Below are 21,789 nucleotides of genomic sequence, written 5' to 3' on the forward strand. Positions count from 1 at the left end.
CGATTTTTCTTCAAATGGACCTATTAAACGATGAGTCGTGGATTTGATTTTAAATCGATCTTACTTGCGTGTTTGGTCATCAGTATCGGCCAGCTCAGTATGGGCTTGGTGTTTCCTTCTTTACCTTGGATCGCAAAAGATTTTGATGTCTCGCTAGAGCAAGCTCAGCTTTTGGTGAGTGTGTATTTATTAGGCTTTGGCCCTTCCCAGTTTATTTATGGCCCTATCTCTGATGCCCTCGGGCGCAAAAAGGTACTGCTAAGCGGCTTGTTGATCGCCATGCTTGGCCTCTTAATGATCATCTTCTTCAGCCACTCGTTTACTAGTATGGTGATGGGGCGATTCCTGCAAGGTTTAGGAACCGGTTGTTGCGCGGTACTTGCTCGTGCTTCCACGCGAGATAGATTCAGTGGGGCAGATTTGCCGCTCGCGATGTCTTACATTGCTATGGTTGCATCTATTACACCTTTGATCGCGCCCGTTATTGGTGGGTTTATCAACTTCCACTTTGGGTGGAGCATGGTGTTTATCTCACTACTTGGCTATGTCTCATTAGCTTGGGTGGTATTGGCGTTCAAATTTAAGGAAACCGTCACTCAGGTTTCGGCGATCCCTTCGCCTAAGAAAATGGTTTCTCAATATAAAGAGCTACTCACTTCTCGTTATTTTATGAGCTTTGCGAGTATCGGTTGGCTTAACTTTAGCTTGATGATCACCACCGTATCAGTGATGCCGTTTATCATGCAAAACCAGATTGGTATGACGTCAGATGAATACGCGATGTGGGCGGTGATTCCTGCATTAGGCATGCTGGGCGGAACAAGCTTATGTAACCGTATTCGCCCTATGCTGGGCAACAAGAAAACTCTGTTATGCACGCCTGTATTACACGTTGCTGCGGCCTTGTGGCTTTTCTTCTGTCCACTCGAACCTTTGTATCTGATGCTTGGCCAGTTCTTGATGATTCTTGGTAATGGTATTGCATTACCTTGTGCTCAGGCGTTAGTGATGTTGCCATATAAGAAGAATGCAGGCGCGGCTGCTGCGATGTCTGGCGGCGGGCAGATGGTAGTCTCTTCAATGGTGAGTATGGGGCTGGTTCAGCTAGGGCTAGGGGAGGCGTGGCATTTATCGCTCGTCATTATGCTGTTCACATTGATTACCCTGTTTAACATTTTGCGTGGTTTCAGTAGCCAAGAAGCGAAAGAGTCTCAGCTTAGTTAGTTGTTTAGTTAATTAGCTAGCTGCCTGGCTAGTAGAAACGAAAAGGCCATTGAAGTTCTACGATTTCAATGGCCTTTTTATGCTTAGAGCTTAGAGCTTAGAGCTTAGAGCTTAGACTCAGATACCCGAACTATTCACAGACAACGGCGACCTTTTCGCTTGCTGCTGTCTTAGCGGGAACTGGATGATCGATCAATCGGATAGGGGACTCATACAAAGCCGATAGTGCTTGTTCATCAAGTAACTTATCGGCGCTGCCTTCAAACGCAATCTGACCTTTTTTGAGCGCGACAATATGCGTGGCGTAACGCAGCGCTAGGTTCAGATCGTGCAAAATAACGATCACCCCAACATCTTCCTTTTTGTTCAGTTCAGACAGTAAGCCCATTAGCTGAAATTGATGATGTACGTCTAGTGCAGAAGTCGGTTCATCAAGGATCAGTACCGGTGACTGTTGAGCCAGCAACATAGAGACCCACGCTCGTTGACGTTCACCGCCAGATAAGTCATCCGCTAATGCTTGTGAGAATTCAGTAACACCGGTTCTTTCCATTGCTTGCTGGATGATCGACTTATCTTCTGAATTCCAACGGCCTAGTGCGCCTCGCCATGGGAAACGCCCTAAACGAACCAGTTCTTCGACAGTTAAACCAGCAGAAGCGGGGAGCTTTTGCGGTAAATACGCAATCTTCTTGGCTAAGTCTTTGCTTTTTAATGTAGAAAGAGAAGTGCCGTCCAGTTCAACGCTGCCATGATCCGGTGACATCTGCCCTGATAGCAAATTAACGAGTGTAGATTTACCTGAACCATTATGGCCAAGAACGACGGTCAGTTCATTGGTCGGAATTGCAAGGTCTTCAATTGAGAGAATGGTTCGTTCATCACGAACAATTTTGATGTTTGAAAGCTGAAACATGTCAGTCCTGTGTCTAGACCAATAAAGCGACTTAATGAAATCAAACGAGCTTTATTGGCCTTTAAAAATAGAGGGTGTTATTGCGCTGCTTTTTTGTTGTCGGGATGTCTTGGACAATCGTCGCAATACTTTCCTGATTCGCATTTGTAAACTAAGCAGCAGCTGACTCTGATTAGCTTTAGCATGCCTGAGTTTGCATCAACCTTCAGGCTGTCCAAATGACTTTCCGACAATTGGCATGCCGCTAACCATAGCTTGGCTTGTTTAGTGATATAGTCGTTGGTCAGGCTTGGTTCGTGCTGCTGAAGCTTTATCAAACTGCCTAGCAGTAGATCAGCCAATAAATGATTGGTAAACCCTGGGCGAATGCGTGTCCACTCACTAATCTGGCTTCGATAAAACTCGGTCAGTGCAAGAATAGCTTCACCCGCATATGGAATCAGCTCTTCTGGTGAGCCGTGTTGATGGTCACCATTAAAGAAACGGTAGCCTGTGACAAACTCTTTATATCTAAACTGGCCGATGTTCTTAATATCCGGCAGTGAGTGAAGGCCATAAATGGAAATGAAGGTCACATAGATAGGTTGCCAGCATACTAGATCCCACGTTCGGGTTAACCAATAGGCTTTGCCCGCTTCAGGGTGGTTTTGTGCGAGGCCATCGTAAACGCGTTTGATCTCTTTGTGGCTATCGTCATTAGTTATTGCAATGCTCTTACTATGCAGAGCACCAAAGCTTCCGCTTAAATAAGGGGTAACTTGCTTTGAGTAAGCGAAAATTTTCTGATGTAGAGACGGCGCTCTCCTACGAGTGACAATATTGTGGAGCTGGGAAAGCATCTTAAACCATTAAATGAGAATCAGTTGCGTTATCATAGCGAACCTAATTAAGGATAACCATACAAAATGGAGCATCTACGTTGGGCTTTTGCTGTTTTGGTTAATTTATAAATTGTACGCGGCTTAGCCTTTTTTAAGTGATCAAAGCCTTTTTAAATGATAAAAGTATTGCTGAAACCAATATGTTTTAGATCGTGTTGAGCTTTATTCAACCCCGAAAGGTCAACACGCCTTAGCCACCACCGAGAATATGAAAGCTTGAATATGAACACACCTGCATTTGACCGTATCAGCCGCGTTTTGGCTTATATCCATGCGAACCTTAGTTCTGCGCTATCTCTAGAAGATATTGCAAAGCAAAGCTGTTGGTCTCGCTGGCAACTGCAAAGAGTGTTTCAAGCCGAAACTGGGCTTACTGTGGCTAACTATGTGAGAGAGCTAAAACTGAGTCAGGCAGCAGAAGAGCTACTTGATGGAAGAGAGCGTGTCATTGATGTTGCACTCGGGCTTGGATTCAACTCAGAAATTAGTTTTAGTCGTTCCTTTAAGCAGATGTTTGGGGCAAGCCCAAGCCAATATAGAAAAGCGGGTAAAAGAGTAGGGCTAAGGAAGCCGATACAAGTGTCTGAAACCGTCAGTGCAGAAGAGAAAGGCGCTCTGAGTTTTGTTGAAGTTCGAATCGACGAAAAAGAGTCGTTTCTTGTTAAAGGCATGACGTCAGAAATCAGCGGCTTGTTTTCACTGACCCAAGATTTTGCACAAAAAGTCCCTCAGTTATGGTCACGCTTGGAAAGTGAGGTGAGTTTACCCGATGACAACGCACTGCAGTTTATTGGCGTTGTCGATCTCACTCAGTCATGCTTTGACGGGACTAACATTCATTATTGGGCAGGGGTAGAGCTTCATGACGAAGTTTCAATTCCGCAACTACCGAGTCTAATTTCTGAAAAGTTAGAAGTGCTGACCATCCCCAAGCAAACCTATGCCGTGGTGAAGCACTGCGGGCCTATCGAGAACCTGCGACATACCTTGAGTTGGTTTGTTCTTAATTGGTTACCGAGTTCGGGTTATCGCGGTGTCGATGGCTATGAACTTGAAGTATACCCATTTGGCTATCAAGCTCACGCCTCTGACGCTGAGATGGAGTATTGGGTTCCTATTATTAAATCGTAGTCATATCCTCGTCATTCCCTTCCTAGTAAAGCCTTGCTACTGATGAGGTTAATTGTATTTTTAATCATCAATTGACCTAATTTCGTTATAAATAGGCCAAGTTCTTTTTGAACTTGCACCAAATTGTTAATTATCCCATTCATAGATACATACAATGCAAATGAGATTTATTATTATTTATGTTAAGCATTGGTACCGAGGGAATTATGACCACTCACACTCGTTTTAAGTATTCATCATTGGCAGTTGCTTTGTTGACTGCGTTCTCAACGCAAGCGTTGGCGGAAGAAACCGTTACTGCGGCAGATTCGAATGTAGAAACTGTCACAATCATGGGCAAAGCGTATCGTAATACAGCAACGAAATCGGCACTTGAGCCAGAAGAAACGCCTCAAGGTATTACGGTTATTGATGAAGAACAGTTAGAGCAACGAGGTGTGAAGTCCCTCAATCAAGCGCTGAGATACGCGCCGGGTGTGGTAACCGAGCAGAAGGGCGCATCAGTAACGATGTACGATACTTTCTCGATTCGTGGTTTTAGCAATAACCAAAGCTACTATGATGGCTTGGTACTTCCGTTCCTAACAGGTTGGAACCTACAACCTCAAATAGACCCTATTGCGATTCAGCAAGTAGAAGTATTTAAAGGTCCTACATCAGTGTTGTATGGAGCAATGCCACCGGGTGGTATGGTCAACATGATTGCGAAGACACCTCAAGAAGACGGGTCTACAAAAGTAGGTGTATCTACAGGTTCAAGAAACCTTATGGAAGCGTCAATTGATACTACAGGTCAATTAGGGGACAGTGACTTTTCTTACCGCTTGGTAGCACTTGCTCGTAAACAAGACAGCCAAGTAGATCACGCCGAAGAAGAACGCTATGTAATTGCTCCTTCATTAGATTGGCAGGTATCTGATAGAACACTTATTAACTTCAATCTTTACTATCAGAACGATCCATCAATGGGTACTAACTCTGCAATGCCGCTTGAAGTGCTGAAGGCAAGTGATCCATCTGTGTCGATGGGCGACAAGAACTGGAGTACATTTGAACGTGAAGTCCTGATGTTAGGCTATAAGATCAATCATCAGATCAACGATAATTGGACTTTCCTTCAGAACGCTCGCTATACCGATGCGTCTCTGTATCAGGAGAATACTTACCACACTGCGACTAATTTCAATCCTGCGACAGGCAGTTTAATTCGAAATGCTTACAGTACGGATGAAGAGTCCCAAAGCTTTGTTATTGATAACCAAGTTTCAGGTCGTGTGGAAATTAGTGGCTTAGAGCACAACTTACTATTCGGTGTCGACTACCTAAAGCTAACAGGTGATTCTCTGTACAAAGAATTCACTGCGAATGCAGGCTTCTATGGGTTTGATGCTTACAATCCGAACAATGACCTGTTGGATAAAAGCCAGCTTCAAGAGAACTACCGTGAATCTCACGACATTACGACCGAGCAGCTAGGATTATATTTCCAAGACCAAGTTCGATACGACGCGCTTGTTTTACTGGCTGGTGGTCGCTATGACATGTTCAAGGCAAGCGATGATAAAAATAGCTCTTATCCAACTTATGATGGAAAAGAAGAAGCCGATCATAATCAGTTCTCTTACCGTGTAGGCGCGTTGTATGAGTTAGATAATGGCATCTCTCCATTTGTAAGTTACGCGACGAGTTTCGAGCCAGCGGCAGGTACTGATATCAACGGTAACTCGTTGAAGCCTCAGTTGGGTGAGCAGGTCGAACTAGGTGTGAAATACCTGTCTGCTGATATGGCGCAGCAACTTACAGCATCATACTTTTACATTACTAAGAAAGACTCAATTGCTGCAGATCCATCAGATCCAACATATCGCTCTAAGATTCAGTTAGGTGAAGTACGTTCTCAAGGTGTCGAAGTCGAAGGCCGATGGTTTGTAACGGAAGATTGGGATGTTAATGCGAGCTATACGTATGTAGACATGGAAGTGACTGAAGATGCGAACCCAGATCTAGAAGGTACTACACCAATCTATGTACCGACACATGCCGCTAATCTATGGAGCAATTACTATGTCTATGGTGGTGCTTTATCAGGAACTCGCTTCAGTGCAGGTGCTCGTTACATGGGTGAAATGGAGATGGATGCAACGAATACTCAAGGAAAAGTACCATCATATACGGTTGTCGATTTATCCGTGGGTTATGACTTAGGAGAGGCGAGCGACACACTATCTGGCGCAACCGCTAACTTGCTAGTGAATAACCTATTCAATGAAGAGTACTACACCTGTTACGACCAATCGAACTGTTGGTTCGGTGCTGAGCAGTCTGTAGAGCTAAGCGTGAACTATGAATTCTAACTAGGTTAGGGTGATCAATTTTAAAGCAGCCTTCACTGGGCTGCTTTTGTCGTTTGAAGAAATATAGAATTTAGATTGAGTAGGCAACAGTATGAATTTACAACGAATAGCTTCCCATTTTTCTAAAGTAAAGAGCTTGAATACAAAGCTGGTGGTAACCGTATTAGCGAGCGCTTTATCGTTTAATGCGATGGCGGATTTTCAAGTTGAAGACAGTGAGGGCGTTAAAACCCTTAAAGCTCAGCCTGTTAGAGTGGCAGCGCTGAATTGGGACATAGCTGAACAAGTGATTGAACTCGGTGTCACGCCAGTAGCAGTACCTGATATTGCAGGTTATACCGATTGGGTTGTTCAACCTGCAATTCCAGAAGGCGTGGCGGACATTGGCACTCGAACTGAGCCTAATTTTTCTGCTTTGAAGAAGCTAAGCCCTGATGTGATTCTTATCGCTTCTCCTCAGAAAGATCTTCAGGAACGACTATCCGAAATCGCGCCCGTGCTTTACTACCAAACGTACAGTGATCAGCACAGCAATGCAGCGGTTGCTATCGAGAACTTCAAGAAGATAGGTCAGGTGCTTGGCAAAGAAGAACAAGCGAACCAAAAGCTGGCCGCAATGGATGAGCGTATCGCAGCTCTTAAAGCTGAATTAGATAAGGCGTACCCAGGCGACAAGCCGAAAGTGACCTCTTTCCGTTTTGCGAGCACCAATTCGGTATACATTTACGGCGATAACTCGATTCCACAATATGCACTTGAGCAACTAGGCTTTGATAATGCGATGGATCTGCCTGCAAGTCAGTGGGGTATCAGTCAAAAGCGTATGACCGAGCTTAAAAAGGTGAAAAAGGGGATTGCACTTTACTTTGAACCTTTCCCATATCAAGACAAGCTAGATCGTTCTCCGGTTTGGAAGAGCATGCCCTTTGTTCGCAATGGTCAATTTAGCCCAGTCTCGGCAAGTTGGAGCTACGGCGGTGCTATGTCGATCTTGTATAACGCAGAAGCCATGGCGCAATCGCTATTGACGTTAGCGGAGCAGTAATGAAATCCAGTGGTTTTATGATGGGGGCTGCGCTACTTTGTGCTGCCCTTGTTCATTTATGGTTAGGGCAGTCGGAATTTGGCCCTATTGGTGAGTTGCTTCAACAAGCCTCACATATCAGTGACATCGCTACATTCAACTCAATGGTTGATGATTCATTCGAGTTGATGGCGTTAGCCTATGTCAATTTACCTCGCTTGGTGATGGCAATCTTGGTTGGCGGGACACTTGGCACTATCGGCACCTTGTTTCAACAATTGACGCAGAACCGCATGATGTCCCCGTTAACTTTGGGTACATCATCAGGGGCGTGGCTTGGTCTGGTTATTCTGAATGTGGTCGCACCGATGTTGGTCGCTCAGTATTCAGTTTGGTTCGCGCTAATCGGTGCGCTGCTTGCGATGGGGCTGATTGTTTCGATTGTTGGCATCAAAAACATGAGCGGCTTACCAATTGTATTGGCGGGTATGGCGGTCAACTTGTTGCTAGGGGCATTTGCAACGGCGATTATTCTGCTTAACGACCAGTACGCACAGAATCTGTTTGTATGGGGAGCGGGCGACCTAGGGCAAAATGGCTGGGAACAAGTGCTGTGGCTGATGCCTAAGCTGTTGCCGATTTTTGCCATCTTCTTGTTGGCGCCACGAGTTCTAACTTTGCTTTCGATTGGTACTGAAGGGGCAGCAGCGCGTGGCCTTAACATCGGGGCAACCTTCTTTGTGTTAATGGCAATTGGCGTTTGGTTGGTCTCAGCGTCGATTACTTCGGTGGGCGTGATCAGCTTTATCGGCTTGATTGCTCCGAACATTGCTAGGCATCTCGGTTTTCTAAAGGCGAAATCTGAACTTATCGCAAGCTGCGTATTAGGTGCGCTATTACTTTGTGTCACTGACAGCTTGGCGATCTTCTTGGCACAATGGTCTTTGGACATGATTCCAACAGGAACGGCAACTGCGGTGATCGGTGCTCCTGCGTTGATTATTATTGCGAGAAAGCAGTTATCTGCTCAAGATAAGTTGTTTTTCTCGATGCCTAAAGGGCCAAAATTTATTTCACCTGTGGCTTACTTCTTATTGGGCACAATGATCTTCGGTTTGTTGGCGTTAAGCACGTTGTCACAGCCATCTTCTGATATGGGCTACTTTGTTATCCCAGACGCATTTGAATGGTCTATTCGTTGGCCGAGAATGTTAACCGCGATATTCGCTGGTGGCGGCTTAGCGGTGGCGGGTGTGATTTTACAAAGATTGGTCTACAACCCGCTCGCAAGCCCAGATATTCTTGGTGTGTCGGCGGGTGCGGTTCTGGCGTTGATTTTCAGTAGCCTGTTTATGGGGTACTCAATTCACTCGCTAAGTCCGTGGGTTGCATTTTTAGGTAGTGCGATTGCGCTTTGTTTATTGCTGTTCCTTGGCAAGAAGCATCAGTTTGCTCCGTCTATTCTAATTTTGACAGGTATCTCGCTGACCGCGGTATTGGAAGCTTTGGTGCAATTCTCTTTAACGCGAGTGGGTGAGGGGAAATACACATTATTGGCTTGGTTGGCAGGGTCTACCTATCGTGTTGAACCTGATTCAGCAATGATTATGGCCATAGTGATAACGGCTTGTATTGGTGTGGCTCTGCTGTTGAGCCGTTGGGTGACCTTGATTGCGACTGGCCGACAGTTCGCGAGTGCCAGAGGGTTGAATATCAATATCGCCTACGTGGTATTGTTGTGTATTGTTGCGATCTTATGTTCGGTCGTGACAACCACCATGGGGCCTGTTGCGTTTGTCGGCTTGTTAGCTCCTCATATCGCTGCAATGGTGGGGGCTCGTTTGGTTCGAGAGCAGATCATCTTGTCGTTTTTAATTGGTGCTGCACTCATGCTATTTGCAGACTGGTTAGGGCAAGTGGTGGTGTTCCCAGCGCAGCTTGCAGCAGGGACGTTAGTTTCCATTATTGGTGGCAGCTATTTCATCTTCTTGTTACTGAAATCGCGAAGAACATAGCTTCTGATCATGACCTAAAGCCATTGGTAATCGACGCTACTGGCAATCAAAGCTATTGGCAAAAAAGCTACGAATGAAAAGCAGTGAATGGAGCGATCCATCACTGCTTTTTTATTGATGTCACTTGTATAAGGGGGCGGCGTTAAGCAACACAGGTCTCGCTTCTTAATGTGCAAGTTTGGCATATGTTAATAAAATGTATAACCTAAAGGTCTGACCACTGATAAGGTAGCCACCATGCCAAACCTCGATCGTATTACTTGTTCTATCGATGAAAACCAAATTGCGACGGTTGTGTTGAATCGCCCCGATAAGCTCAATGCTATTGATATGGCAATGTTCCAAGGCGTGAGTAGCATGGTGACTCAGCTGAAAAAGAACACCGAGATTCGTGCCGTAATAGTGAGGGGCGAGGGAGCTGATTTTTGTTCAGGGCTTGATGTTAAGTCTCTTTTGACCAGTAAATCTGGGGCGATGAAGCTCTTGTTTAAATGGCTACCGATATTGCCTAACGCTGCACAACGCTTTTCATTGGGTTGGCGAGATATTCCATGCCCAGTCATTTTTGCAATTCATGGTCGTTGTTGGGGAGGTGGTCTGCAACTGGTCAGTGGTGGTGATTTTAGAATTGCTAGCCCGGATGCGAACTTCTCAATATTGGAAGCAAAGTGGGGTCTGATTCCAGACATGGGAGGCGCTATCGCCTTTAGAGAGCTGATGCGTAAAGATCACACCCTTGAAATGGCGATGACGGCCAAAGTGATCGACTGTGAAACCGCGAAAGAATATGGGTTGGTGACCAAGATTGCCGAAGATCCTTACGCTGAAGCCTATGCGTTGGCACTTGAGTGTGCGAATCGGTCGCCAGATGTCGTCGCTGCTAACAAGAAACTCTACAACAAGACCTGGTGGTCAAGCCCGGGCATGGCTGTGTTCTACGAGACTTGGTATCAGATAAAGGTTGGGTTAGGTAAGAACAGGGCGATTGCTGCTCAACGTGAAATTCATCAAGATAAACCACGCCCTTACGTTGCCAGAAAGTTTAAATAGCGTTTGTACAGGAATAATGGATATTCCCTTTGTTTATAGGGCTTTGCGGTAACCTTAGAGCAATTTAATGTCTAAGGCTAAATGAGCGCTCTGATGAACAAAACTTTTACTTACTCTCTAGCTGCCACTGCAATTTTTACTAGCTTAAATGCATTCGCAAGTGGCCTGTTTTTGCAAGAAGCTGTCGTTGCCAACGCGGGTACTACTGGCGCTGGTGACGGTGTTTACACTCGCTCTGCGGCGGCGATGTGGACTAACCCTGCCACTATGTCTCACATGGGTGAAAGCAAAACGACTATCAATACCATGGCGTTTGATCTTGAGATGCAATATCAAGACAACGGCGACAAGCAAGACGGTAAAGCACATACAGTCATGCCTTCATTTGGTGCCTTCCACGCTCATCAAGTCACAGACAAATTACACCTTGGTATTGCGCTTGGTGCTGTTGGTGGTTCAAGCCTTGATTACGGCAGTGAGTGGGCGGGTGCTGCACTTCTAGAAGATATCACTCTCACTGCAATGCAAGTGAACCCATCACTGAGTTATAAGCTGAATGACCAATGGTCAGTAGGCGCGGGTGTTCAATTCAGCTGGGCTGCATTTCAACAAACAACGTCAATGCTTACTGCTAAGCAAGATACTGACTGGGCATACGGTTATAACCTTGGCGTAATGTACACACCGACAGACAAACTCAAATTAGGTGCGAGCTACCGTTCTAAACTCGAGCATGAATTCAACAATGATGTAAACGGTAAGCTAGGTGCTGACGCTTTGAATTCGTTATCGACAGATATTGCTTTACCTGAAATTATCGATGTCAGTGCGAGCTATGCATTGAACTCTCAGTTAGATTTATTGGCAAGTGTTCAGCTACACCGTTGGAGCGAATGGGACACAACTGTTTTAGATTTTGGAACCCAAATTGGGGGGCTCCAGATCGATCGCGATTGGGATGATGTGTGGAAATTCGCGGTTGGCGCAGATTACCAACTTAACTCAGACTGGCGTTTGAAAGCGGGCTTCTCTTACGAAACTTCTCCACAAGACGATCCAACAATGCAGTATGTTGATCTACCTGTAGGTGAACAATATCGTTACTCAGTAGGTGCATCTACCTACTGGGATGACATCTTAATTGATGTGTTCTATGAGTACGCAGATTTGGGTTCAGTTGATATGGACCGATTTATGGTTGATGGTAGCTTCGATGGCCGTATCCACTTCGTTGGCGTTAGTGCTACTTTCTAATGACATTACGTAATCTATTACTTGTTGCAGTGGCAATGCTTGGTTCGATGGGTGCTTTTGCTGAAGAGAAGCACCCTGATGATCCGACTAAAATCGTAACCAAAGCTGGCGTTGCTTATAACGAAGATTTGCAGTTCTCTGGATCTATTGGTTTAGATGAAGCGCGAATGATCAATGCTCGTGTCAATGCAGACGGCGAAGAGTGGCGATTAGGCGGTTCATGGCTGTTGCCTATGGGTATCGTGAACTTCAACTTTAGCCGCTCTGAGTATGACAACGATGCTTATAAGAACAACTACAGTATTGGTACGTTTATCCCACTGAGTTATTTCGACATTGAGCCGTTCGGTTGGCAAATTTTCCCTATGGCTGGCTACAGTTATAATGATGGCGAAGTAGCGGTTTTCGATGATGATAACGTTGGCTCTGATTATGTATTGATGCCGAGTGCAACCCACGGTGGTTACATTGGCGCGTTTGGCTTAAAAACGATTACGGATGAATGGTCTATTATGGGGTTCGGTGGTGGTTCAATGGGCTCTGATGATTATTCAGGGTATTGGGCTGGCGTCGGTGCTAGCTACAAGTTGAGTGATGCTCAATCATTCAACTTCTTCACTATTTTTGCTGAGGACGATTTCGGTGAGAATAACAGTGTTGGTGCGTCTTACACCTATGAATTCAAATAGTTATTCTCATATATCGTCTTAGATAAAAAGAACTGAGTGTAGGCTCACTAATTTAGTGAATCTACACTCAAAACTTATCGCTTTTCTATGATCTTTCTAGTGTTGAGGCGGTGCTAGCAAGCCGCTTCGTAACGTTCAACATAGCTTTGCATTACCGCGTTCATCGCTTTAGTGATATTGGCGTATTGTGCTTCCTCTAGATTCGCGAGAGACACACGTAGAGACCACGTTGGCGCATCAAAACCCGCACCCGGCATCACAATCACGCCATGTTCTTCTGCAAGGCGAACCAAGAAATCCAGCGGCTCATACGTTTCTTCTAACCATGCGAAGAAATCGTTGCTGTGAATCGTTTGAGCAATCTCTTTTAGATCAATCTCCACGTAATAGAATGCACCGGTTTGATCGCCTTCAGCAACGATTGGCGCGGCTAAGTTCTTCTGCATCAGAGTGTGGTAGCGACGACGCACAATTTGTTTTGCGAGTCGTTTGTACTCTTCGCCATCCTTCATCAAAGACAGCAGCGAGAACATGGTCATTTGGATCTGCTGAGGTGTTGAAAGACCGGCAGTATGGTTCAATGCCACTGCACGGCTGTCTGCCACCAAACGATCAATGAACTTAATCTTACTTGGCTCAAGTGCAATGCCTTGGTATCGCTGGGTTAACGTGCTTCGAGTGTCTTCTGGAAGATCTCGAATCATGCGGTCGAAATTATTGTCTTCGTGTACGCCAATCACTCCTAAACGCCAGCCTGTAGCACCAAAGTACTTAGAGTACGAATACACCAAAATAGTGTTCTTCGGAGCCAGCATCGCTAGTGATGTAAAGTTATCAGCGAAAGTGCCATAAACATCATCTGTAAGAAGGATGAGGTCAGGGCGGCGGTTAGCAACCTCTGCAATCTTATAGAGTGTCTCATCGCTTAATCGAACCGAAGCAGGGTTGCTTGGGTTAACGAGGAAGAAAGCTTTAACACTTGGATCGTTCAGTTTTTCTAATTCAGAGTCTGGAATTTGCCACGCAGACGCTTCATCCGCCATGATTTCTACTTTGTTGAGCGCGTAATCTTCTAGCTCTGGCATTTCGATATACGGAGTGAAAATCGGCGCACCAATCGCGATGGTGTCTCCAGGGTTCAATAGTCGGTTGCTCTTTAGCGTGTTAAAGATGTAAACCATGGCCGCTGTGCCACCCTCAACGGCGAATAGGTCAAACTTCCCAGCAGGTAATGGCTGCGACCCCGCCATTTCTTGCTCAATGTATTTACGAGCAATGAGTTCCGAATATTTGAGCATGCGATCAGGCACTGGGTAGTTGTTACCTAGAATCCCCTCAACCCATTCATAAATAAGTGCATCACCGTCTACTTGATATTGATCCGTAATAAACTGGAAGGCTTCAATGAGGAATTGCACACCTTCTTGGTCTTCGTATTTTTCACAAAACTGAAGAAAGCGCAGGCTAATATCTTGTTGAACTCCCATCCCACCAAAGCCTTCATACCCTGAGAAATTCGATTTTGATTCTTCTAGTGCAAACATACCTAATTGGAAAAAGGCTTCACGTGGCGCTGTCGCGACCCAGTTTGGGTTACCACGACCAGCGTTGATCATGGTTTTTTCATGTGAATGCTGAGCAAGGTCGATCAGTGTGTTTTTTACTTCGAATGGGCTTAGTGTTTCTAGGCGTTTTTCATCTGTGCGTTTCATAGTCGTTTCTCTTTAAATTTGTTTAAGATCCAAGTTTGTTGGATAGATAAGTAAGTTAATTTCTTTGAGCAGCTAGCCTGCTTGGCTAGCTACTGTGTTAAATCGTTAATGAATAAGTTGAATCATCAATTGGCTGATTCGGTGTTGATTACGAAATTTTGGTAATTAGGTTGATGATGATCGGACCCCATAAGGTGAGGAAGATATTGGCAACCGCATAAGTCATCGTGAAACTCGGTACTGGTGTGCTGTTTTGTGTTTTTTCTAGTAGCGATGCGAATGCAGGGTTTGCACTGCGACTACCCGCGATAACCGCTAGCGCTTCTACTGGATTTTTGATTTTGAGTACGTAGTAGTTGAATAGGAACGTCAGTACTTGAGGAATTAGAGTGACCAACACACCTAGCAGTAAGAGCGTTACGCCATTCTCTTTGATTGCCGTCAGCGCTGGAGCGCCTGCATTAATACCAACAACCGCAACAAATACTGCAAGGCCGAATGTCTGCATAAAGTTGGCTGCGCCATGGTTAACACTGCCTAAACGAGGTGTGCGCATTCTTAAGTAGCCCACAAGTAAGCCGGAAACCAGACAACCTAAACCTGAACCTAGAGCGATATGAGAACCACCGATAGTGAAACCAATCTCGCCAATCAGATAGCCAAGCACCATGCCGAAAGACATTGTTACGAAGTCAGTTACGCTTGGAAGCGGGCTGTTGTAGCCAATTTTTTTGATGACTTTAGCTATGTCTTCTTTTTGTCCAACTAAGGTGATTTCGTCACCAATGTGCAGTTCAGTTTCTGGCAATGTCGAAATATCATGGCCCATGCGTGATAGCTGAGTGATATAAACACCACGACGAATACGTGCGTTCGTTTCATCGTGAAGCTTACGTAGCGTAATACCCGCTAGTTTCTTATTCGTGAGTACGACCTTCTGTTGTGTTTGGACAACATTGCTTTCTTCACTAAATTCACCGAGTTCGACACCCAGCGAGGTCACTTTAGGAAATGCCTGAGTCAGACCAGTAAGGTAAACTTTGTCATCCGCCGCTAAAATAGGGTTCTTTGCCAAATCTAACGTTGATTCTGTGTCTTGGTGTGAGCGGTAAATAGCTTCAATTGTGAGGTCGGCATCGAATGCTTCTTCTAACTCGACAACACTTTTACCAACAAACATAGAGTTCGCGGTCACTTGATAAGCACGAGAAGATACGCGGTTCAATGCCGAGAATTCACCCTCGTTTAGTTGCTTGCTGCCAGCGCCCATTTTTTCCGCAAGCTTCTTCGCTTCTTTGGTTATGTTCCAACCCATTACCATTGGAATGAGTGACATCATTAGAATCGGACCGAGAGAGCCAAAGATGTAGGTGATTGAATAACCCACAGCAACATTTGTTTTAAGTGTTGAGGTGACATCTGGTGCTAGGTTCAGCTGATCAATAGCATTACCTGCAGTACCTATGATTGCCGATTGTGTTAAGCCACCAGCCGCAAGGCCCGCCGCTAAACCTTTATCTAGTCCGGCCCATTTAGAGAGCAACACAACCGTGATTAATCCTACAAACGTCATCACAAACGAAGCAAATAAACGTGTGAGTGAAGAGAGACGGAATGACGAGAAAAACTGAGGACCGCCGTTGTAACCCACCATAAAAATAAATAAAGCAAAGAAGATGCTTTTCACTTCATTTGAAATCGCGATACCGCCGATCTGACCAAGTGCTACAGCAACAAGCAGTGAACCTGCGATTCCACCTAATTCAAACTTACCGATTTTAATTTTACCGATTAAGTAACCGAGACCGAGTGATAAAAAGAGCGCTATAAATGGATAGTCTCTAAGTTGTTCAATAATAAATGACATAGTAATCCTTGAATGAAATAGCAATCATTATTAACTCGCTATTTCATTTTTTAATTTGGTTTAACGTTTTTGATTAAGCATTAATCATATTTGAGTGATGAATTGATCTAATGCTTATTTTTAATGACCTGGAATTAACCCAGGATTCTATTTTTTATGATGTAGTCGCGATGACTTTTTGTGGTCATGCATTTTATCTTTGTGGTGTTTCTGATGATGTCCATCAGAATGGTGGTTGACTAAATGCTTATGACCTTCTGGGTCGCCACCATGTTGACCAGAATGAGAAGGTTGATGCTCTCTATATTCTAAATGGTCTTTATTATGCTTATGGGCAACATCTTCTCCATATATACGTTTCATCTTCTCTTTAATAGCGACTTTAGTGTGATTAATTTGATTCGACATAGTTAACTCGTTTAATTGTTTAAGGAACGATGAGAATTATATCGATCGAGAAAATAGATAAATCATTTTCAAATAAAATAGCAATAAAACAAAAATTGAGTGTCGATTGGTGGTTTGTGTGTAAGCTATTGATTTGTAGGGTTTGATTTTTATTTTATATAAGATTTTGTGGATGTTATATGAGTTTGATTTATTGGCAGTGTCGATAGATAGAATGACCAGACTTAAAAAACAAGGTGAACACATGAGTAAGTATAAAGGCGTTATCGTCGGGTCAGCTCTTTTTATATTACTGTCTTTTGTATTTGGCTTTCATTATGTAAAAGGTGAAATGATCAAAGAGAAGGTCGCTAATTTTAAAATGCCAGCCATATCTGTAACAACGGAAAAAGTAAATCAAGATACTTGGGATAAAAGTTTGAAAGTCATTGGTAACATTCACTCTAATCAATCTATTGATGTGACGAGCCAAATGTCAGGCCAAGTAAAAGAGATTCTCTTTACTTCAGGTCAACAAGTAAATAAAGGTGATATTCTTGTTAAATTGGATGATGCGTTATTGAAGTCCAACTATAAGAGCCAGCAATCCAAAGTTGAATTGGCAAGAGTCGAATTGATGAGGAATAAATTGCTCCTTAGAAATAACAGCGTTTCAAAAAACTCGGTTGATAAGCTACAAGCTCAATTTAATGCTGAAGGTGCAAAGCTGGAATATATTGCTACGCAAATTGACTACATGAAAGTGAAAGCGCCATTTTCTGGCAGTGTTGGGATTCGCAATATCGATGTAGGTGATTTTATTAATTCGAGCACTGCGATTGTCGAGCTGGAAGACAAATCAAAGCAGTATGTCGACTTCTCTATTCCAGAGCTTTATTTACACGATGTGAAGGTAGGGCAGGATTTACAGTTTTATTCAGAAGCAACCAACGACGAAGTCTTTCACGGCACTATTTCTGCTATTGAACCGAGCTCAGACAGCAACACGCACAATATCGAATTGAGAGCCATGGCTAACCAAGCTGTGCCGTTAGAAGCGGGTATGTATGTCGACGCTACGTTAATCACATCGGAATCGGACACCATCGTGGCGGTGCCTTCTGTTGCGATCAGTTACACCTTATACGGGAATACCGTGTTTGTGTTGGATACGTCGACCAAAAAGGCCAGCGAACACACAAGCAAAGATGCATCACCCTTCTATGAATACAAGGTTGTGCAACGCACTGTCGAAGTCGGCCCTAAACAAGGTGGCTATGTTGGTGTGGTTTCGGGCTTGAAAGCAGGAGATGTGGTTGTGACTTCAAACCAACACCAACTTAAGAATGGTGGATGGGTTCTGGTTAACAACCAACATCCGCTGATCACTGACAAAAGCACTAAGCAAAGTAACTAGGAAACTCCCATGACATTTACTGATGTATTTATCAAACGTCCAGTTTTGGCTACGGTATTAAGCCTTGTGCTATTGGTGTTAGGTCTTAAAGCCTTTACCTCACTGCAAGTGCGTCAATATCCAGAAATTGAAACGGGCGTTATTACCATTACAACGAGTTATCCAGGTGCCAGTGCATCCAGCGTTCAAGGGTATGTGACGCAACCACTGCAGGCAGAAATTGCCCAAACAGCGGGCATTGATTACATGACATCGGATAGTGCTCTGGGTAAGTCGGTTATTACGGTTTATTTGAAGCTAGGGTATCCATCGGACAGTGCTTTGACTGAGATTTTGTCTCTCGTGCAGCAAGTAAAATATAAGCTGCCATCGGGCGTATTGGATCCAAGTATTCTTAAGTCGACGTCTCAGTCTCCGATCTTATATGTTTCATTTTCGAGTGACACATTGAAGACGGAGCAAGTCTCAGACTATGTGAGCCGTGTGGTTAAGCCGACTTTCTCTACTGTTGAGGGGGTGGCAAAGGTCGACATGTTGGGGCAAGAAGATTTTGCAATGCGAATTTGGCTGAACCCTCAACGACTGGCTTCATATGGTTTGACGGCTGAAGATGTTCAAAACGCGCTTCGTGCAAATAACATTGTGAGTGCGGCGGGCAAGTTGCAAAACCCTTATATCGAAGTTGATATTAACGCTCATACCGATTCAAGTTCAGTAGACGATTTCAAGAACATGTCTTTGAAAGCGCACGACGGGCAACTGGTGCACTTGAAAGATGTGGCGACGGTTGAACTAGGCGCAGCAAACTATGACTCAGACGTTGAGTTTAATGGTGTGACTACCGTATCAACGGCGATCAGCAATACGGCAACATCGAATCCATTAACCGTTGTTGAAGGCATTTACGAATTGCTTCCGCAGATCCAAGCAGGCCTACCTGACGGTATTAAAGCGGACGTAATCTATGACTCAACTAAGTTTATCGAAACCTCAATTGATGAAGTAGCGAAAACCTTAATGGAAGCTGCGCTGATCGTTGTCATCGTTATCTTCGCCTTTTTGGGTTCAATGCGAGCGATGTTGATACCACTTGTAACGATTCCTTTGTCATTGATTGGCTCTATGTTCTTCATGTTGAGCATGGGTTTCAGTATTAACCTGTTGACGCTGCTTGCTATGGTACTGGCGATATCGCTGGTGGTTGATGATGCCATCGTTGTTGTAGAAAACACATTTCGTCACTTAGAAGATGGCACTAGCCCAATTAAGGCCGCAATAGACAGTGCACGTGAAATTGCAGGCTCGGTTATTGCGATGACCATTACATTGGCCGCAGTGTATGCGCCTATTGGTTTCATGGGAGGGCTCACCGGTAAGTTGTTTACGGAGTTCGCATTCACGTTGGCGGGGTCAGTATTAATTTCGGGTTTCATCGCCTTAACGCTAACGCCAATGATGTGTTCAAAACTGCTTAACAAATCGGTTCTCGATGGAAAGCTGGTTAAGAAAATCGATGCGGTAATTGAAGGCGTAACAGAGCGCTACCGTAAAGTGCTCGAACATGTGTTGAACAACCGTGTTTATATTTGGCCTGTGGTAGGAACGCTGCTGATCAGTTTGGTGTTCATGTTTATGAATACTTCATCTGAACTGGCACCTGAAGAAGATCAAGGCGTGATGATTGTGATGGGACAAGGTCCTGCACAAGCGAATACCGATTACATTCGCCACTTTACTCCGGCTCTGATTGACTCTATCAGCAAGAACGATGAAGTCGAAATGACCATGCTAGATAACGGTTACATGAACAACAATGCGTTCTTTGGCTTGGGTGTTTTGAAAGATTGGGATTCGCGTGAAGCAACGGCAAAAGAGGTAATGCAACGTTTCGAAAAAGAGAGTTCTGTATTACCGGGTTTGCAGGTGTATACCTTCTCTCCACCTGATTTGCCAGGCACACCGCAAGGCTTGCCATTCCAGATGGTTCTGAAAACGCCAACGGGTTCTTATCAGGATCTCTATCAGTACGCTGAAAAACTGAAAGAGTACGCGCAGAAGAGTGGCAAATTCATCTATGTACAAAACGACCTGAATTTTAATAAACCACAGGTAGAGATTCGTATCGACCGCGATAAAGCCGCTCAGATGAACGTGAACGCTCAAGACATTGGTACCGTGTTGTCTCGCTTTATCAGTGAAGGTTTCGTGAATTACTTCTCGATGGATCAGCGCAGCTACCAAGTTATCACTCAGGTACCTAACGAGAACCGTAACTCTTGGGATGATTTGAAGAACTACCACGTACGCTCTAACACCAATGAGATGGTACCGCTGGCGTCATTGATTGAAATTAGCCAATCAGTGCAGCCATCGAAAGTGGATCAGTTTCAACAGCTTAACAGCGCCATGATTGAAGCGAAAATGATGCCGGGAATCAGTATCGGTGAAGCCTATAAAGTGATGGAAGAAGGAGCAGCGAAGATATTGCCTAAGTCTTATACGACGGATACTTCAGGCCAATTGAGACAGTTCCTACAAGAAGGCTCTTCACTGGTTACGACGTTCTTCCTAGCGCTTGTGATTATCTACTTGGTGCTGGCGGCTCAGTTTGAAAGTTTGCGAGACCCGCTAGTGGTATTAACCAGTGTTCCATTGTCTATCTTTGGCGCCCTGATGCCACTGTATTTAGGCATTGATACGCTCAACATATACACCGAAGTGGGGCTGGTGACCTTGATAGGTTTAATCAGTAAGCACGGTATTTTGATTGTGGAGTTTGCCAACCAAATGCAACAGGAATTGAAATGCAGCCGACGCGAGGCCGCTATTCGTTCAGCGACTGTTCGAATGAGACCAGTATTGATGACCACAGCTGCGATGGTTGTCGGTGTCGTACCGCTGCTTATTGCAAGCGGAGCCGGTGCGCAAAGCCGTTTCTCTATTGGTTTGGTCATCACGGTGGGTATGTCAGTGGGCACATTATTCACTCTGTTCGTTGTACCAACGATATACACCTACTTGGCTGCGGATCACCGCGGGCAAGAACAAGAAGTTTAGTCCGTTATCTGGCTGGTTACTTTAGTCGGCCAATACACATAGAAGTTTAATCAACACGAATCCCAATTTATGAGCCTTATCGCTTAGGGGTTCGTGCACTCAAAATTTAGAAAATTAGAGGTTCACATGAAACTACATTACCTATTCCCATTGATCGTTTTATTCACTGCTGGCTGTTCAAGCAACATGCCAAATAAACAAGAAATCCAGAGCGTCGACTCAAACCACTACTTCATTGATAGCCAGTTTGATGACGACATGAAAGGGGTGTCATGGATAGCCAAAGACAGCCGTTCACTTCACTTTAATGAGTTTGAATTTACTACCGTTGGCATAAAAAGTTCGGGGATTGACAAGCGAGTATCAAAGCAGGTTCAGTCTCAATTCAAAACACAGCTCCACAAGAAAATGGACGAGAAGCTGGCGACTAAATTACAGGGCTACAAGAACGTATTGTTGGAGAATAAGGAACTCGATATAAGCGTGATGCTCTATGACATCAATGATATTCCAGAAGACATGCGTGTGACTGAGTTTATCCCTGTGGGCTCTGTTATCGGCGCCATTAAATATGCGGCAGGTACTCGTGACCGTTCGATTCGTATATTGGCGAGTGTGGATTTGAAAGATCATGATTCATCTCAGCTCATTGGTCGCCGTATTTTCGTTGTGAACGATAATGGCGTACTTGAGAATGAAAAATCAGAAATCACCATTGAGATGCTTGATAAAAACGTTGAGCAAATTACTCAGCAAGCGGTCGACTTTGCGTTTGAAGTGACTTACCAAGATAAAGACCAAGGGTAGAGTT

Annotated in this window: 16 protein-coding genes; 11 read left to right on the top strand and 5 right to left on the bottom strand. The window is 44.5% G+C overall.

All coding sequences use genetic code 11. The annotated features are described in order from the left end of the window. Positions 1–30 precede the first annotated feature (30 nt). Entirely contained in the window at positions 31–1,224 is a 1,194-nt protein-coding gene (locus MSG38_RS00395) for a multidrug effflux MFS transporter (RefSeq protein ID WP_248400704.1), read from the top strand. A 130-nt stretch (positions 1,225–1,354) separates the two neighbouring features. On the opposite strand, the gene MSG38_RS00400 is transcribed toward MSG38_RS00395, so the two are convergent. After that, the gene (locus MSG38_RS00400; RefSeq protein WP_048614161.1) at positions 1,355–2,140 is read right to left on the bottom strand and encodes an ABC transporter ATP-binding protein; all 786 of its coding nucleotides are present in this window, start codon (positions 2,138–2,140) and stop codon (positions 1,355–1,357) included. Between the two features lie 77 nt (positions 2,141–2,217). Next, positions 2,218–2,979 carry a siderophore ferric iron reductase gene (locus MSG38_RS00405; protein WP_248400706.1) on the bottom strand — a complete coding sequence of 254 codons (762 nt, stop codon included), beginning with the start codon at positions 2,977–2,979 and terminating at the stop codon, positions 2,218–2,220. A 264-nt stretch (positions 2,980–3,243) separates the two neighbouring features. On the opposite strand from MSG38_RS00405, the gene MSG38_RS00410 reads away from it, so the two are divergent. The 7 genes from MSG38_RS00410 (at position 3,244) to MSG38_RS00440 (ending at position 12,538) form a co-directional block, all read left to right on the top strand. Then, the gene (locus MSG38_RS00410) at positions 3,244–4,152 is read left to right on the top strand and encodes an AraC family transcriptional regulator (RefSeq protein WP_052878624.1); all 909 of its coding nucleotides are present in this window, start codon (positions 3,244–3,246) and stop codon (positions 4,150–4,152) included. Between the two features lie 206 nt (positions 4,153–4,358). After that, positions 4,359–6,506: a TonB-dependent siderophore receptor gene (locus MSG38_RS00415; protein WP_248400708.1), complete on the top strand. Its 2,148-nt coding sequence runs from the start codon at positions 4,359–4,361 to the stop codon at positions 6,504–6,506. Between the two features lie 91 nt (positions 6,507–6,597). Then, the gene (locus tag MSG38_RS00420) at positions 6,598–7,551 is read left to right on the top strand and encodes an iron-siderophore ABC transporter substrate-binding protein (protein ID WP_248400710.1); all 954 of its coding nucleotides are present in this window, start codon (positions 6,598–6,600) and stop codon (positions 7,549–7,551) included. Then, complete coding sequence (gene fhuB, locus MSG38_RS00425; RefSeq protein WP_248400712.1) at positions 7,551–9,545, top strand: Fe(3+)-hydroxamate ABC transporter permease FhuB; 1,995 nt, start codon at positions 7,551–7,553, stop codon at positions 9,543–9,545. Before MSG38_RS00420 ends, fhuB begins: the two co-directional genes overlap by 1 nt. A 237-nt stretch (positions 9,546–9,782) precedes the next feature. Continuing rightward, positions 9,783–10,595, top strand: a complete 813-nt coding sequence (locus MSG38_RS00430; protein ID WP_248400713.1) for a crotonase/enoyl-CoA hydratase family protein — start codon at positions 9,783–9,785, stop codon at positions 10,593–10,595. A 93-nt stretch (positions 10,596–10,688) separates the two neighbouring features. Then, the gene (locus MSG38_RS00435) at positions 10,689–11,849 is read left to right on the top strand and encodes an outer membrane protein transport protein (protein WP_248400714.1); all 1,161 of its coding nucleotides are present in this window, start codon (positions 10,689–10,691) and stop codon (positions 11,847–11,849) included. Further along, positions 11,849–12,538, top strand: a complete 690-nt coding sequence (locus tag MSG38_RS00440; protein ID WP_050633008.1) for a hypothetical protein — start codon at positions 11,849–11,851, stop codon at positions 12,536–12,538. Before MSG38_RS00435 ends, MSG38_RS00440 begins: the two co-directional genes overlap by 1 nt. Before the next feature lie 113 nt (positions 12,539–12,651). Here MSG38_RS00440 and MSG38_RS00445 read toward each other — a convergent pair whose 3' ends face one another. The 3 genes from MSG38_RS00445 to MSG38_RS00455 form a co-directional block, all read right to left on the bottom strand. Beyond that, positions 12,652–14,250, bottom strand: a complete 1,599-nt coding sequence (locus MSG38_RS00445; RefSeq protein ID WP_050633009.1) for a bifunctional aspartate transaminase/aspartate 4-decarboxylase — start codon at positions 14,248–14,250, stop codon at positions 12,652–12,654. Between the two features lie 148 nt (positions 14,251–14,398). Next, positions 14,399–16,117: an aspartate-alanine antiporter gene (aspT, locus tag MSG38_RS00450; protein WP_017082038.1), complete on the bottom strand. Its 1,719-nt coding sequence runs from the start codon at positions 16,115–16,117 to the stop codon at positions 14,399–14,401. A 147-nt stretch (positions 16,118–16,264) separates the two neighbouring features. Then, positions 16,265–16,525 carry a hypothetical protein gene (locus MSG38_RS00455; protein WP_050620726.1) on the bottom strand — a complete coding sequence of 87 codons (261 nt, stop codon included), beginning with the start codon at positions 16,523–16,525 and terminating at the stop codon, positions 16,265–16,267. 172 nt (positions 16,526–16,697) lie between these two features. Between MSG38_RS00455 and MSG38_RS00460 the strand changes: the two genes are divergently transcribed. The 3 genes from MSG38_RS00460 to MSG38_RS00470 all read left to right on the top strand — a co-directional run bounded on the left by MSG38_RS00460 (position 16,698) and on the right by MSG38_RS00470 (position 21,785). Beyond that, the gene (locus MSG38_RS00460; protein WP_059020804.1) at positions 16,698–17,921 is read left to right on the top strand and encodes an efflux RND transporter periplasmic adaptor subunit; all 1,224 of its coding nucleotides are present in this window, start codon (positions 16,698–16,700) and stop codon (positions 17,919–17,921) included. Between the two features lie 9 nt (positions 17,922–17,930). After that, positions 17,931–20,978, top strand: a complete 3,048-nt coding sequence (locus MSG38_RS00465) for an efflux RND transporter permease subunit (protein WP_248400716.1) — start codon at positions 17,931–17,933, stop codon at positions 20,976–20,978. Between the two features lie 126 nt (positions 20,979–21,104). Then, positions 21,105–21,785 carry a DUF3313 family protein gene (locus MSG38_RS00470; protein ID WP_248400717.1) on the top strand — a complete coding sequence of 227 codons (681 nt, stop codon included), beginning with the start codon at positions 21,105–21,107 and terminating at the stop codon, positions 21,783–21,785. The last annotated feature ends 4 nt before the right edge of the window (positions 21,786–21,789 follow it).

The organism is Vibrio sp. 1CM24A (genome assembly GCF_023161725.1).
In the GTDB taxonomy this organism is placed as follows: Bacteria; Pseudomonadota; Gammaproteobacteria; order Enterobacterales; family Vibrionaceae; genus Vibrio; species Vibrio coralliirubri.

What these genes read in the sequence shown, in the direction of transcription:
- MSG38_RS00395 (WP_248400704.1), top strand. Translation starts at nt 31, where the DNA reads ATGAGTCGTGGATTTGATTTTAAATCGATCTTACTTGCGTGTTTGGTC.
- MSG38_RS00400 (WP_048614161.1), bottom strand. Translation starts at nt 2,140, where the DNA reads ATGTTTCAGCTTTCAAACATCAAAATTGTTCGTGATGAACGAACCATT.
- MSG38_RS00405 (WP_248400706.1), bottom strand. Translation starts at nt 2,979, where the DNA reads ATGCTTTCCCAGCTCCACAATATTGTCACTCGTAGGAGAGCGCCGTCT.
- MSG38_RS00410 (WP_052878624.1), top strand. Translation starts at nt 3,244, where the DNA reads ATGAACACACCTGCATTTGACCGTATCAGCCGCGTTTTGGCTTATATC.
- MSG38_RS00415 (WP_248400708.1), top strand. Translation starts at nt 4,359, where the DNA reads ATGACCACTCACACTCGTTTTAAGTATTCATCATTGGCAGTTGCTTTG.
- MSG38_RS00420 (WP_248400710.1), top strand. Translation starts at nt 6,598, where the DNA reads ATGAATTTACAACGAATAGCTTCCCATTTTTCTAAAGTAAAGAGCTTG.
- fhuB (WP_248400712.1), top strand. Translation starts at nt 7,551, where the DNA reads ATGAAATCCAGTGGTTTTATGATGGGGGCTGCGCTACTTTGTGCTGCC.
- MSG38_RS00430 (WP_248400713.1), top strand. Translation starts at nt 9,783, where the DNA reads ATGCCAAACCTCGATCGTATTACTTGTTCTATCGATGAAAACCAAATT.
- MSG38_RS00435 (WP_248400714.1), top strand. Translation starts at nt 10,689, where the DNA reads ATGAACAAAACTTTTACTTACTCTCTAGCTGCCACTGCAATTTTTACT.
- MSG38_RS00440 (WP_050633008.1), top strand. Translation starts at nt 11,849, where the DNA reads ATGACATTACGTAATCTATTACTTGTTGCAGTGGCAATGCTTGGTTCG.
- MSG38_RS00445 (WP_050633009.1), bottom strand. Translation starts at nt 14,250, where the DNA reads ATGAAACGCACAGATGAAAAACGCCTAGAAACACTAAGCCCATTCGAA.
- aspT (WP_017082038.1), bottom strand. Translation starts at nt 16,117, where the DNA reads ATGTCATTTATTATTGAACAACTTAGAGACTATCCATTTATAGCGCTC.
- MSG38_RS00455 (WP_050620726.1), bottom strand. Translation starts at nt 16,525, where the DNA reads ATGTCGAATCAAATTAATCACACTAAAGTCGCTATTAAAGAGAAGATG.
- MSG38_RS00460 (WP_059020804.1), top strand. Translation starts at nt 16,698, where the DNA reads ATGTTATATGAGTTTGATTTATTGGCAGTGTCGATAGATAGAATGACC.
- MSG38_RS00465 (WP_248400716.1), top strand. Translation starts at nt 17,931, where the DNA reads ATGACATTTACTGATGTATTTATCAAACGTCCAGTTTTGGCTACGGTA.
- MSG38_RS00470 (WP_248400717.1), top strand. Translation starts at nt 21,105, where the DNA reads ATGAAACTACATTACCTATTCCCATTGATCGTTTTATTCACTGCTGGC.